This is a genomic window from Kitasatospora sp. NPDC059795 (genome assembly GCF_042732175.1).
Classification (GTDB): domain Bacteria; phylum Actinomycetota; class Actinomycetes; order Streptomycetales; family Streptomycetaceae; genus Kitasatospora.
On sequence record NZ_JBHWID010000009.1, the window covers coordinates 1 to 11,837 of the forward strand.

The following is an 11,837-nucleotide window of genomic DNA, read 5'->3' on the forward strand; positions in this document are numbered from 1 at the left end:
GCATGCCCGAACGCCGCACCCACGACTACGTGCGCAACGGCCTGACCACGCTCTTCGCGGCGTTCGACGTCGGCAACGGCAGGGTCATCAGCTCCCTGCACCGGCGCCACCGGGCCCAGGAGTTCAAGAAGTTCCTCGTCAAGATCGACCGCGAGGTCCCGGAGGGTCTCGACATCCACCTGATCTGCGACAACTACGGAACCCACAAGACTCCGGCGATCCGCTCCTGGCTGGAGCGACACCCACGCTTCCACCTGCACTTCACCCCGACCGGCTCATCATGGATCAACCAGGTCGAGCGGTGGTTCGGCTTCCTGAGCGACCAGCTGATCCGACGCGGAGCCCACAAGAATGTTCAGGTCCTCGAAGCCGACATCCGCACATGGATCAAGAACTGGAACGAGGATCCCAGGCCCTTCACATGGACCAAGTCCGCCGAAGAGATCCTGGGATCCCTCGCCCGTTTCTGCCAACGGATCTCAGGCGCAGGACACTAGTTCTTGGCGGCCTTCTTGATCAGGATCACCACTGCGGCGGCGATGCCGACCAGCACCAGGACGTTGACCGCGAAGCCGATCGCTCCCAGCACCGCGCCGACAATGGTCCAGAAGATCTTCCAGGCGATCACCAGCAGGACGATCGGGACGACGATGTTGCGCACCCACGAGGGCAGCGACTTCCAGAACTCAGCCATGTCCGTACCTTCTCCCCTCGGGCTCGGTGCCGGTGGTTCCGGCTGCGTTCCCGCTCCCTCGATCTCGACACTTCGATCGTAGGTCGCCCGGACGGGTGAATCGAGGTTTCCCGGCCCGGAGAGAACCCGGAGATCCATCCCTGAGCCCCGGCCCGGGAGAACCCTCAGGGTCGGGGTCAGACCGGCCAGGTCTCGCCCTGCCAGGCGGCGTCCCAGAACATCCACTCGTACCGCGAGGTGGTGGTGAAGTGCTCGATCACGCGCCGCCGTTCGCCCGCCGAGAGGTCCTCGCCGATGCGGTCGGTGAGGTCCAGGACGCGGCGCACCACGGCCTGGAACTCCTCCCCGCCGTACGCGGCGATCCACTTGGCGTACAGCGGGTCCGGGGAGGAGCGGCGCAGCAGTTCCTCGCCGACCCGGGCGTAGATCCAGTAGCAGGGCAGCACCGCACCGAGCGCCTCCGCGAAGGAGCCGCCGTAGACGGTGGCCAGCAGGTAGCTGGTGTAGGCGCGGGTGGTGGGGAGCACGGGTTCGGCGGCCGCGGCCGCGCCGTCCTCGCCGAAGGCGTGCAGGAAGTCGGCGTGCATCTCCTGTTCGGCGGCGATCGCGCCGACCGCGTCGTTGCAGAAGGCCAGCACCTCGTCCTCGCCGGGGGCCTTGGCGGCGCACACCGCGAGCGCCCGGGCGTAGTCGCGCAGGTAGTGCGAGTCCTGGACGACGAAGTGGCGGAACGCGGTGCGCGGCAGGGTGCCGTCGGTCAGGCCGGCCAGGAACGGGTGGTCGAGGATGCGGCCATAGATCGGCTCGACGGCCGCCCACAGTTCGTCGGTGAGTGTCACTGGCTCGGTGAGTGTCACTGGCTGCTCCTCGTTCGAATGCTCAAGTGCGGTGCGCGGCACGGTCAGTCCTCCGGCGGGGAGAACACCACCAGGACCCGCAGTTCCTCGGTGATGCGGTGGAAGCGGTGCTCCGTCCCGGCGGGGACGAACACCACGCTGCCGCGCGCGACGGTCGCGGTCTCCCGGCCGACGGTCAGCTCGGCCCGGCCGCTGACCACCAGGTAGATCTCGTCCTGGGCGTGCGGGGTCTGCGGGTCGGTGTCGCCGGGGGAGAGCGCGTACAGGCCGGCGGACATCGTCGGCTGCTTCAGGAAGCGCAGGTACGCGCCGTCGCCGGCGGCGCGTTCGGCGTCGAGTTCGTCCAGCCGGAACAGCTTCATCGGGGCACGGCTCCTCTCCCGGTCCGGGCCCATTCAACAACACTCCGCGTCACGGTTGTTCGGGGGAGCTTCCGCACGACGGGCGGGCCTGCCACCATCCGCAGCATGAAGAATTTCGTGATCAAAACGCTCATCAACGCGGTGGCGATCTGGATCGCCGCCTGGATCGTCAATGGGATCACGCTGGCGGGCGGCGACTGGCAGCACAAGACGGTCACCGTGCTCGCGGTGGCACTCGTCTTCGGTGTGGTGAACTTCGCCGTCAAGCCGCTGGTGAAGCTGTTCTCGCTGCCGCTGTTCATCCTCACGCTGGGCCTGGTCACCTTCGTGGTCAACGCCCTGATGCTCTGGCTGACGTCCTGGGCGTCGGACCGGCTGAACCTGGACTTCCACGTGGAGGGCTTCTGGGCGGCCCTGCTCGGCTCGCTGATCATCAGCCTGGTCTCCTGGGGCCTGCACCTGGCCTTCGGCGACGACGACTGAGGCACGTCGGGGCCGGCGGCGACCGACCGGCCGTCGGACAGCTCCCTGCGGCTGTCGGACGGCCGGTCGCGCCACCGGCGGTGCGGTGTCAGCTCTCGCGGCCGGTGGCGGACAGGATGCCGGCCAGCTCCTGGGCGAGGTCGCCGGCGGCGGTCTCCTGGCCCATCGGCACCACCAGGTCGGTACGGGCGAGGAAGGCCAGCAGCGGCGGGGCGGCGGCCCGCATCCGGGCGTCGCCGTCGGGGGAGCGCAGCACCAGGTCGACCTGGGAGAGGTCCTCGCCGACGGGGTGGATGAGCACGTCGCCCTCGCCGCTGGCCCCACCGATCCCGTCGACCAGCAGTTCGCGCGCGAAGACCCAGGTGACCGGTTCGTCGCCGGGCAGGTGGAACGTGAGCCGGACGGCGAACGGGTCGCCGCCGTCGTAGTCCAGGTCGACCGCGATTCGGAAGGAGAGCTCGCTCGACACCACGAGGTGCATCGCCATATGGGCTCGGACCGTGCTGTGCATGCGCCAGTACCTCTCGTTCTGCCCGCCCGGCACGCCGAGGGTCGAGCGGTGGGGTCGGGCATCTATCGGATGGCTGTCGGTTCTTTGTCCCCGGATTCCCTGTTCGGACCTCATCGTCCTGGTTTGACGGCGATGTGGACAAGGTGTGCTTTTTCAAATGGTGAACGAACCGCCCCGCCGGGGCGGGCGCATGATGGCGACGAGGGGGAGGCCGGCGGAACGGACTCCTCCGATCCGTTCCCGCGTGCGGGTTTCGTGCCCACCGGCGCGCGGGAGACTCCCGCACAACGCACGCGCCACCGGAGGTGGGAGCCATGTCGGGCCCGGTCCGTCCTGTCGTCAAGCGCACCGCCCGCGCGATCCTGCTGGAGTTCGATCCGGCCGCCCCGCACGCCCCCGCCTCGCTGGTGCTGATCCGCCGGGTCCGCCCCGGCTCCCCGCACCCGTACTGGATCACCCCCGGCGGCGGCGTCGAGCCCTCCGACGCCAGCGTGATCGACGCCCTGCACCGCGAGGTGGACGAGGAACTCGGCGCGAAAATCACCGACGTGGTGCCCGCCTTCGTCGACACCGTCGCGCACTCCCACCACGAGGACGGGACGCCCGCCCACCCGCACGGCGTGAAGGTGCAGCACTTCTTCGTCTGCCGGCTCACCGACTTCGACCCGTCCCGCCGCCACGGCCCCGAGGTGGAGCAGCCGAACGGCGAGTACGCGATCGTCCGGGTGCCGTTCACCCGCGAGGGCGTGACCTCGGTCAACGTGGTCCCGCCCAGCCTCCGCGCCTACCTCGCCGCCAACATCGAAGGCATCCGGGCCCTGCTCGCCGAAGACCTCGGCTAGTCGGCCAGGTCGTGCCGGACGGCGTCGGCCGGCATCCCGCAGCGGCGCAGCGCGGCCGCTCCGGCGCGGACCATCGCCTCCGGGCCGCTCAGGTACGCCGCGTAGCCGTGCCACGGGGCGTACCGGGCGACCACGTCGGGGAGCTCGCCGGCCAGTGTCCCGTCGGCGCCGCCGCCCTCGGAGAGCACTGCCCGGACGGTCAACCAGGGGTGCCGGACGGCCAGTTCGCGGAGTTCGGGGAGCCGGTACAGCCCGGCGGCCCGGCGCGCGCCGTAGAACACCTCGACCCGGCGGCCGCCCGGCCCGTGCGCGGCGACCTCCTCGACCAGGGCGGCGATCGGCCCGATGCCGGTGCCGCCGCCCAGGCAGAGCAGGTTCTCCCCCGAGCTGTGGTTCACCGTCATGCCGCCCTCCGCCGGGCCCAGCCGCAGCACGTCGCCCGGCCGCGCCCGGTGCACCAGGGCGTTGCTCACCCAGCCCGCCGGAACCGCCTTGACGTGCAGCGTCAGCAGCCCGTCCGCGCGCGGCGCCGACCCGAACGAGTAGGGCCGCCAGACCCGCGGCCACCAGGGCGTCTCCACCGCCGCGTACTGCCCGGCCCGGTACGGGTACGCCTGGTCGGGGCGGAGCGTCAGCACCGCGACGTCGTCGGAGGCCTGCCGGTGCCCGACCACCTCGGCCTGCCACCACGCGGGGGTGGCCCGCGCCTCCTCCAGGCCCTCGACCAGCAGCCGCGACACCAGCGCCAGCAGCCGCCGCCAGGCCGCCTCGGCCCGTTCGTCCCAGGCGTCGCCGCCGTACCGGGCCAGTGCCTGCACCAGGCACTCCTCGGCCGAGGCGTAGTACCCGGGCAGCGCGCCGTAGGTGTGGTGGCGGCGGCCCAGCGGCACCAGGTGGGCGCGCAGCGCGGCCGGGTCGTCGCCGTGCCGGACGCACTCCTGAAGGGCCCGGAACAGCAGTTGGCGCTGCTCGTCCATGGCGGCCGGGAACACCGCCCGCAGCTCCGGGTGGCGCAGGAACATCAGCGCGTGGAACTGCGCCATCGTCCGGTCCGCGACCGGCTGCACGGCCGCCAGCACCGCCCGGATCGACGCCAGCTCCGCCGCGTCCGGCGGCTCCACGGGCGCGACCGGCCGCACCGCGCCGACCGGCTGCACCGGGGCGGGCCCCGGGCCGGGCATTCCCCATGCTCGGGCCCAACGGTCGCCCGGGCCGACCCAGTTGGGCGTCCGGGTCGGCCGGAACAGCGACTCGACCGCGGCGGGCGAGGGCGGCGCGGGGGCCGGCGGCGCGGGCACCGTCGGCGGCCGGGTGGGCTTCGCCGGGACGGCCGGCACGGGGGTGAGCGGCCTGGTGTCGAGTGCGAGCTGACGAGTAGCCAAGGGAATCGTTCTGCTTCCGGTCGACCGATCTGCTGACGCCGTCAGCACAGTGCCACCGACCGCACAGCAGATCAGGCAATTCCGTCAAAATCCGGACAACCGGACCCTCGGACCGCTACCCTCCCCCGCCCGGGTGCGGCGCGCACCGGGCGCTCCGCACCCGAACCGGGCTCACAGCCCCCGCAGCAGCATCCCCGGGCGCTCCACGCAGTCCGCGACGAACCGCAGGAACCCGCCCGCGGTGCCCCCGTCGCAGACCCGGTGGTCGAAGGTGAACGACAGCTGGGTGACCTGACGGACCGCCAACTGCCCTTCGTGCACCCACGGTTTCGGGGTGATCCGGCCCACCCCGAGCATCGCCGCCTCCGGATGGTTGAGGATCGGCGTGGAGCCGTCCACCCCGAACACGCCGTAGTTGTTCAGCGTGAACGTCCCGCCGGTCAGCTCGGCCGGGCCCAGCGACCCGGCCCGGGCCGCCTCGGTCAACCGGGCCAGCTCCACCGACAGCCGTTCGGTGCCCAGCAGTTGGGCGTCCCGCACCACCGGCACCAGCAGCCCGCGCTGCCCCTGCGCCGCGAAGCCCAGGTGGACGGCGCGGTGCCGGCGGACGGCGTCGCCCTCGACGCTGGAGTTGAGCTCTGGGAAGCGCTCCAGGCCGGCCAGGCAGATCCGCGCCAACAGCGCCAGCACGCTCACCTTCGGGCCCGGCACCTGGTTCAACTGGGCGCGCAGCGCCATCAGTTCGGTCGCGTCGGCGTCCACCCAGCAGGTCGCCGCCGGGATCTCCCGGTGGCTGCGGGTGAGCTTCTCGGCGACGGTGCGGCGCAGTCCGCGCAGCGGGACCAGCTCGTCGTCGGTTCCACGTGGAACCTCCGCCGCCCCGACCACTGCCGCCCCGACCGCTGCTGCCCCGACCGCTGCTGCCTCGACGGCCCCCGCCCGTTCGATCGCCCGCTCGACGTCCCGCCGGGTGATCAGCCCCTCGGGGCCGCTGCCGGCCACCCGCGCCAGGTCGAGCCCGTGCTCGCGGGCGATCCGGCGCACCAGCGGCGAGATCACCGCCAGCACGGCCGGGGCCGGCGGCACGGACGGGGCGGGCGGGGCCACCACGGGAGCGACCGGAAGGGCCGACGCCGCGGCGCCGCCCGGCACGACCCGGCGGCGGCCGGCCCGGCGGGTCTCGGCCACGCCGTAGCCGACCAGCGGCCGTTCCACCTCGGGCTCGGGCGCGATGTCCTCGGACACGTGCCCGGGCGCGACGGCCACGGCGACCAGCGGCGCGCCGACCGGCACCTCCTGCCCGACCTCGCCGAACCGCGCGGTGACCACGCCGCCGTACGGGCAGGGCACCTCGACCACCGCCTTGGCGGTCTCCACCTCCACCACCGGCTGGTCCACGGCGATCACCTCGCCGACCTCGACCATCCAGCGCACCACCTCGGCCCCGGTGAGTCCCTCACCGAGGTCGGGCAGCGTGAACTCGCGGACCACCGGCATCGCCATCACTCCTCCCACTGCAGCCGGGCGACCGCGTCCAGGATCCGGTCCACCCCGGGCAGGTGGTGGTGCTCCAGCATCGGCGGCGGGTACGGGATGTCGAACCCGGTGACCCGCAGCACCGGCGCGGCGAGGTGGTGGAAGCACTTCTCGGTCAGCCGGGCGGCGATCTCCGCGCCGGCCCCGCCGAAGCCGGTGGCCTCGTGCACGACCACGGCCCGGCCGAGCGAGCGGACCACCTCGCAGGCGGTGGCCTCGTCGAACGGCACCAGCGAGCGCAGGTCCAGCACGGCCAGGTCCCAGCCCTCGGCCTTCGCGGCCTCGGCGGCCTCCAGGCAGACCGGCAGCGACGGCCCGTAGCTGATCAGCACCGCGGAGGTCCCGGGCCGGCGCAGCACCGCCTTCCCGATCGGTTCGACGCCCGCCGCCGGGTCCCACTCGGACTTGCCCCAGTACAGGCGCTTGGGCTCCAGGAACACCACCGGGTCGTCCGAGGCGATCGACTCCCGCAGCAGCCCGTACGCGTCGGCGACGGTGGCCGGGGTGACCACGTGCAGGCCGGGGGTGTGCGCGTAGTACGCCTCGGAGGCGTCGCTGTGGTGCTCGACGCCGCCGATGCCGCCGCCGTACGGGACGCGGACGGTGATCGGCAGCGGGAGCTTGCCGGCGGTGCGGTTGCGCATCTTGGCGACGTGCGAGAACAGCTGCTCCAGCGCCGGGTAGGCGAAGGCGTCGAACTGCATCTCGACGACGGGGCGCAGCCCGTACATGGCCATGCCGACGGCGGTGCCGAGGATGCCGGCCTCGGCGAGCGGGGTGTCCAGGCAGCGGTCGGCGCCGAATTCGGCGGTCAGGCCGTCGGTGATCCGGAAGACGCCGCCGAGGGCGCCGACGTCCTCGCCGAGCACGTGCACGGACGCGTCGGCGCGCATCGCGTCGCGCAGGGCGGTGTTCAGGGCCTGCGCCATGGTGCCGGTGCGCAGGCCGTGCTGTTCACGGGTGGCGGTGGTCATCGAGTGTGCACCTCGGCCTCCGCGGCCAGCTCGGCGGCCAGCTGCGCGGCCTGTTCGCGCAGCTGCTGGGTGGGTTCGGCGTAGACGTGCGCGAACAGCGACATCGGGTCGAGGTCGGGGTCGGCGTGGAACTCGGCGCGCATCCGGGCGGCCAGTGCCTCCGCCTCCTCGGCGGCCTCGGCGACCAGTTGGTCGTCCAGCAGGTCGCGTTCGCGCAGCGCGTCCGCCAGCAGCCGGATCGGGTCGTGGGCCTGCCAGGCGGCGACCTCGTCGGCCTGCCGGTAGCGGGTGGCGTCGTCGGCGTTGGTGTGCGCCTCGACGCGGTAGGTGAGCGCCTCGACCAGGGTGGGGCCGCCGCCGTTCCGGGCGCGTTCGACGGCCTCGGTGAGCGCCTGGTGGACGGCCGCGGCGTCGTTGCCGTCGACCAGCCGGCCGGGCATGCCGTAGCCGACCGCCTTGTGCGCCAGGGTCGGCGCGGCGGACTGCCGGGTCAGCGGGACGGAGATCGCGTAGCCGTTGTTCTGCACCAGGAAGACCACGGGGGCGTGCAGCACGGCGGCGAAGTTCAGGCCCTCGTGGAAGTCGCCCTCGCTGGTGCCGCCGTCGCCGAGCAGGGCCAGCGCGACGGTGTCGTCCCCGGCCAGCCGGGCGGCGTGGGCGAGGCCGACGGCGTGCGGGACCTGGGTGGCCAGCGGGGTGCAGAGCGGGGCGGTGCGGGTGGCGCGCGGGTCGTAGCCGGTGTGGGCGTTGCCGCGCAGCAGGGTCAGCGCCTGCAGCGGGTCGACGCCGCGGGCGACCACGGCGAGGGTGTCGCGGTAGGAGGGGAACAGCCAGTCGTCCTCGCGCAGCGCCAGGGCGGCGGCTATCTGGCACGCCTCCTGGCCGGTGGACGCCGGGTAGACGGCGAGCCGGCCCTGCTTGGTGAGGGTGGTGGCCTGCTGGTTGTAGCGGCGGCCGGCGACCAGCCGGCGGTACAGCTCGCGCAGCAGGCCGGGGTCGGCCTTGTCCGCGGCGGGGGTCCCCAGGACGCGCAGCGGTTCGGCGTCCGGCAGCAGCGGGGCGGGGTCGGTGCGGGGCGCGGTGGCGCCGGGCAGCCAGCCGGGCACCAGGTCGGGGTCGGCCTGGTCCCTGTGGTCCAGAACGGTCATGTGGGGCACCTCCGGGGTGGTGGGGGCTCCCTACCGATTGTTCGGTCGCCTGTTCATCTTGACCATATCCGCGCCAAGACGGTGGACAGTCGGCCGAAAGGGCGGTCTGCTGGGGCCAGCACGTCCAATCGCGAGGGGTGGGGGGCCATGTCGGCTGAACAGGTGTCCAGACTCGACCGTGTCGACCGGTCGATCCTGCGGCTGCTGCGGCAGGACGGTCGCGCCTCGATCCGCTCGGTCGCCGAGCGGGTGCACGTGTCCCGGGCGAACGCCTACGCCCGGATCTCCAGGATGGTCGAGGACGGGGTGATTCGCGGCTTCACGGCCCGGATCGACCACGAGCGGGCCGGGCAGGCCGCCTCCGCGTACGTGACGCTGCGGATCGTCCAGAACTCCTGGCGCGCCGTGCGCGAACAGCTGCTGCAGCTGCCCGGGGTCGCGCACATCGCGCTGGTCGGCGGCGACTACGACGTGCTGATGCTGGTGCACACCGCCGACAACCGGGAGCTGCGCGAGCTGGTGCTCGGCAGCATCCAGTCGATCCCGCAGGTCCTCGGCACCCGCACCATGCTGGTCTTCGAGGAGACCGACCACATCCCCTCGGACGCCCCCTGAGCCCGGCCGACGGCGACCGGCTCGTCCCGGTGCGCGGCCCGTTCGGCGAGCAGGTCGCGCAGCGCCCCGGGTTCCTCCGGATCGACCGCGCTCACCGGGCCCGCAGGCCGCCGAAGGCCAGCCGGACGACGGCCTCGGGCAGGTCCTCGGCGCCGCGTTGGCCGGGGCGGTACCACTCCACCACCGAGTTGATCATGCCGAACAGCAGCCGGGTCGCCAGCCGCGGTTCCACGTCCGACCGCAACTCGCCCGCGCCGACGGCCTGTTGGACCAGTTCGGCGACCCGGTGGTCGAAGTCGCGGCGCCGCTCCAGCGCCCACTGCTCGGTCACGGTGTTCCCGCGGACCCTCAGCAGCAGTGTCACGTACGGCAGTTCGGCCAACAGCACCTCGGCGGTCCGCCGCACCACGTGCTCCAGCCGGTCCACCGGCCGACCCTCGACGGCCGCCGGCTCCTCCAGGATCGCGAACAGCGCGTCCAGCGCCCGTCCGACCGCCAGCCGCAGCAGTTCCTCCTTGCCGCGCACGTGGTGGTAGATCGAGGACTTGGAGATCCCCGCGGCCCGGGACAGGTCCTCCATCGAGGTGCCGTCGTAACCGCGCTCGTTGAAGACCCGCACCGTGACGGCGAGCAGCGACTCGACCGTGTAGGAGGCGCGCGTGAGGTTTTCGGCCATGGCAACGAGTATCGCCCCGTCCGCTCCGCCCCGTCAGCCGGGGTACGGTTCCCGGCCCGCCGTCGAAACGCCCGGCCCGGGAGTTCCGGCCGCCCGAAATCGGCGCAAAAATGAGGAATGGCGAGTCACGTCCGGCCGCATTTGCCAATACGTGCCGGGTTCCGCCCGGGAATTCCCCGCTTTGCTTCGGCCGTACCGCAGACCGGCCCGATCGCCGCTGGTACGGCCGCTACCAGGAGTGGTTCCACCGGTGGCCCGGGCGGCGCCGCGCGGAGGCCGACCCACCCGCCCCGCAAGGCCTTTGGCCAGCCCTGACGCAGCCTTACACTGTCCGCACCGCCGCCCCCGGCGGCCCGAAATGGCACAGGATGGAGGCGGCCCGTGGGTGTCGTCCGGCAAGGGATGGCGGGTCGTCCACCGACCTCCGCCGAGAGCGCGACCGAGAGCGCGACCACCACCGAGGGCGACCTCCCGGTCGAGGCGGACGAACCGGCGGAGGAAACCGCCGACGACCGCGAGCCCGGCTCCGCGACGGCTTCCGGATTCCGCGCCGCCGCGCACCGTTTCGGCCCCGCGCTCGCCCTGTACGGCGCGGTGAAACTCGCCGGATTCGCCGCTTTCATGTGGCTGCTGGAAACCAGCGGCCACTACCGGACCACCGACCCGCGTTTCGGCGGCGGCGTCCACCCCTGGGATGTGCTCGGCACCTGGGACGGCCTCTGGTACGAGAAGGTCGCGCAGCTCGGCTACGACCCGCAGCTCATTCCGGAGCAGGGTTTCTTCACCATCAAGCAGAATTCCGCCGCGTTCTTCCCGATGTATCCGGGGCTGATCCGCCTGGTGACGAACACCGGCCTCGGCCTGTACGGCGCGGGCATGCTGGTGTCGATCGTCGCCTCGTTCGTCGCCGCGGCCGGCATCTTCGCCGTGGTGTCCCGGCTGTACGGCCACCGGGCGGGCGTGATCGCGGCCGGCCTGTGGGCGGCGTTCCCGGGCTCCGGCGTGGAATGGGCGGTCTACTCGGAGTCGGTGTTCGTCGCGCTGGCCGCCTGGGCCTGCTTCTTCGTCATCGACCGCAACTGGCTGAGCGCCGCCGTGGTGGCCTTCATGGCCGGCCTGGCCCGGCCGAGCTCGGTGCCGCTGATCGCCGGCGTGGCGCTGGCCGCCGCCGTCGCGCTGTGGAGACGCCGCGACGGCGTGGTCGGCCCGCTCACCGCGATCGTGCTGCCCCCGATCGGCTGCCTGGGCTACCTGGCCTGGGTCGGCTACCGGATGGGGCACCTGGACGGCTACATCACCCTGCAGCGCGGCGGCTGGCTGCACTTCTTCGACTGGGGCCGCTACACCCTGCGGGCGGCCACCAACGTGCTGCGCGGCGAGACCAACTACCTGTTCGCGTACCCCACCGAGGACCTGATCGCGGTCGTGGTGCTGCTCTCCCTGCCGATCCTGCTGGTGTCCCTGATGTCCAAGCGCCCGCCGCTGGTGCTCGTCGTCTACACCCTGGGCACGCTGGTGATGGTGCTCGGCAGCCAGCAGATGTTCGGCACGCTGTCCCGCTTCGTCCTCCCGATCTTCCCGCTGCTGATCCCCCTCGCGGTCGCCCTCGCCCGCGTCCGCCTCCGCAACCTCGCCACCGTCCTCGGCGTCGCCGCCCTCTCCTCCGGCTGGTACGCGGGCTACGTCATCTTCCAGCTCGGCATCCCGTAGACCGCCGAACCGCCGCTCGCGCCCGGCCGGTTCGGCGCGAGCGGCAC

General features: G+C 72.7%; 14 protein-coding genes. 5 read left to right on the plus strand and 9 right to left on the minus strand.

Annotated elements, in window-relative coordinates:
• Nucleotides 1–497: IS630 family transposase (locus tag ACFV4P_RS19365; RefSeq protein ID WP_380472623.1), on the plus strand; the 497-nt coding region annotated here is incomplete at its 5' end.
• Here the strand turns inward: ACFV4P_RS19365 and ACFV4P_RS19370 are convergent.
• The 3 genes from ACFV4P_RS19370 to ACFV4P_RS19380 all read right to left on the minus strand — a co-directional run bounded on the left by ACFV4P_RS19370 (nt 494) and on the right by ACFV4P_RS19380 (nt 1,913).
• Nucleotides 494–694: a hypothetical protein gene (locus tag ACFV4P_RS19370; protein WP_073807029.1), complete on the minus strand. Its 201-nt coding sequence runs from the start codon at nt 692–694 to the stop codon at nt 494–496. The two genes, ACFV4P_RS19365 and ACFV4P_RS19370, sit on opposite strands and share 4 nt — an antisense overlap.
• A gap of 176 nt (nt 695–870) precedes the next feature.
• Nucleotides 871–1,551 (minus strand): thiaminase II, encoded by a 681-nt coding sequence (tenA, locus tag ACFV4P_RS19375; protein ID WP_380472625.1) that lies wholly within the window; start codon nt 1,549–1,551, stop codon nt 871–873.
• 44 nt (nt 1,552–1,595) lie between these two features.
• Nucleotides 1,596–1,913: a cupin domain-containing protein gene (locus tag ACFV4P_RS19380; RefSeq protein WP_380472627.1), complete on the minus strand. Its 318-nt coding sequence runs from the start codon at nt 1,911–1,913 to the stop codon at nt 1,596–1,598.
• Nucleotides 1,914–2,018: 105 nt separating this feature from the next.
• On the opposite strand from ACFV4P_RS19380, the gene ACFV4P_RS19385 reads away from it, so the two are divergent.
• Nucleotides 2,019–2,396 (plus strand): phage holin family protein, encoded by a 378-nt coding sequence (locus tag ACFV4P_RS19385; protein ID WP_380472629.1) that lies wholly within the window; start codon nt 2,019–2,021, stop codon nt 2,394–2,396.
• A gap of 88 nt (nt 2,397–2,484) precedes the next feature.
• Here the strand turns inward: ACFV4P_RS19385 and ACFV4P_RS19390 are convergent, their stop codons facing one another.
• Nucleotides 2,485–2,907 (minus strand): SsgA family sporulation/cell division regulator, encoded by a 423-nt coding sequence (locus ACFV4P_RS19390; protein ID WP_380472631.1) that lies wholly within the window; start codon nt 2,905–2,907, stop codon nt 2,485–2,487.
• 314 nt (nt 2,908–3,221) lie between these two features.
• On the opposite strand from ACFV4P_RS19390, the gene ACFV4P_RS19395 reads away from it, so the two are divergent.
• The gene (locus tag ACFV4P_RS19395; RefSeq protein WP_380472633.1) at nt 3,222–3,749 is read left to right on the plus strand and encodes an NUDIX domain-containing protein; all 528 of its coding nucleotides are present in this window, start codon (nt 3,222–3,224) and stop codon (nt 3,747–3,749) included.
• On the opposite strand, the gene ACFV4P_RS19400 is transcribed toward ACFV4P_RS19395, so the two are convergent.
• From ACFV4P_RS19400 to pdhA, 4 genes are all read right to left on the minus strand, one after another.
• Nucleotides 3,746–5,131 carry a globin domain-containing protein gene (locus ACFV4P_RS19400; RefSeq protein ID WP_380472635.1) on the minus strand — a complete coding sequence of 462 codons (1,386 nt, stop codon included), beginning with the start codon at nt 5,129–5,131 and terminating at the stop codon, nt 3,746–3,748. The two genes, ACFV4P_RS19395 and ACFV4P_RS19400, sit on opposite strands and share 4 nt — an antisense overlap.
• Nucleotides 5,132–5,302: 171 nt before the next feature.
• The gene (locus ACFV4P_RS19405) at nt 5,303–6,628 is read right to left on the minus strand and encodes a dihydrolipoamide acetyltransferase family protein (RefSeq protein WP_380473168.1); all 1,326 of its coding nucleotides are present in this window, start codon (nt 6,626–6,628) and stop codon (nt 5,303–5,305) included.
• 5 nt (nt 6,629–6,633) lie between these two features.
• On the minus strand, nt 6,634–7,641 hold the full coding sequence (locus ACFV4P_RS19410) for an alpha-ketoacid dehydrogenase subunit beta (RefSeq protein ID WP_380472637.1): 1,008 nt from the start codon (nt 7,639–7,641) through the stop codon (nt 6,634–6,636).
• Nucleotides 7,638–8,789 carry a pyruvate dehydrogenase (acetyl-transferring) E1 component subunit alpha gene (gene pdhA, locus ACFV4P_RS19415; protein ID WP_380472639.1) on the minus strand — a complete coding sequence of 384 codons (1,152 nt, stop codon included), beginning with the start codon at nt 8,787–8,789 and terminating at the stop codon, nt 7,638–7,640. The genes ACFV4P_RS19410 and pdhA overlap by 4 nt, the downstream gene beginning before the upstream one ends.
• A 147-nt stretch (nt 8,790–8,936) precedes the next feature.
• Between pdhA and ACFV4P_RS19420 the strand changes: the two genes are divergently transcribed.
• Nucleotides 8,937–9,404, plus strand: a complete 468-nt coding sequence (locus ACFV4P_RS19420) for an Lrp/AsnC family transcriptional regulator (protein ID WP_380472642.1) — start codon at nt 8,937–8,939, stop codon at nt 9,402–9,404.
• 91 nt (nt 9,405–9,495) lie between these two features.
• Here the strand turns inward: ACFV4P_RS19420 and ACFV4P_RS19425 are convergent, their stop codons facing one another.
• A complete protein-coding gene (locus ACFV4P_RS19425; protein ID WP_380472645.1) occupies nt 9,496–10,080 on the minus strand; it encodes a TetR/AcrR family transcriptional regulator in 585 nt (194 codons plus the stop codon).
• A 402-nt stretch (nt 10,081–10,482) separates the two neighbouring features.
• Here ACFV4P_RS19425 and ACFV4P_RS19430 point away from each other — a divergent pair, with 402 nt between their 5' ends.
• Nucleotides 10,483–11,790 (plus strand): hypothetical protein, encoded by a 1,308-nt coding sequence (locus tag ACFV4P_RS19430; protein ID WP_380472648.1) that lies wholly within the window; start codon nt 10,483–10,485, stop codon nt 11,788–11,790.
• Nucleotides 11,791–11,837 lie beyond the last annotated feature (47 nt).

Bases quoted from the DNA above. Each gene is read 5' to 3' on its own strand.
- ACFV4P_RS19420 (WP_380472642.1), top strand. From the start codon at position 8,937: ATGTCGGCTGAACAGGTGTCCAGACTCGACCGTGTCGACCGGTCGATC.
- ACFV4P_RS19425 (WP_380472645.1), bottom strand. From the start codon at position 10,080: ATGGCCGAAAACCTCACGCGCGCCTCCTACACGGTCGAGTCGCTGCTC.
- ACFV4P_RS19380 (WP_380472627.1), bottom strand. From the start codon at position 1,913: ATGAAGCTGTTCCGGCTGGACGAACTCGACGCCGAACGCGCCGCCGGC.
- ACFV4P_RS19410 (WP_380472637.1), bottom strand. From the start codon at position 7,641: ATGACCACCGCCACCCGTGAACAGCACGGCCTGCGCACCGGCACCATG.
- pdhA (WP_380472639.1), bottom strand. From the start codon at position 8,789: ATGACCGTTCTGGACCACAGGGACCAGGCCGACCCCGACCTGGTGCCC.
- ACFV4P_RS19390 (WP_380472631.1), bottom strand. From the start codon at position 2,907: ATGCACAGCACGGTCCGAGCCCATATGGCGATGCACCTCGTGGTGTCG.
- ACFV4P_RS19385 (WP_380472629.1), top strand. From the start codon at position 2,019: ATGAAGAATTTCGTGATCAAAACGCTCATCAACGCGGTGGCGATCTGG.
- ACFV4P_RS19370 (WP_073807029.1), bottom strand. From the start codon at position 694: ATGGCTGAGTTCTGGAAGTCGCTGCCCTCGTGGGTGCGCAACATCGTC.
- ACFV4P_RS19405 (WP_380473168.1), bottom strand. From the start codon at position 6,628: ATGCCGGTGGTCCGCGAGTTCACGCTGCCCGACCTCGGTGAGGGACTC.
- ACFV4P_RS19430 (WP_380472648.1), top strand. From the start codon at position 10,483: ATGGCGGGTCGTCCACCGACCTCCGCCGAGAGCGCGACCGAGAGCGCG.
- ACFV4P_RS19395 (WP_380472633.1), top strand. From the start codon at position 3,222: ATGTCGGGCCCGGTCCGTCCTGTCGTCAAGCGCACCGCCCGCGCGATC.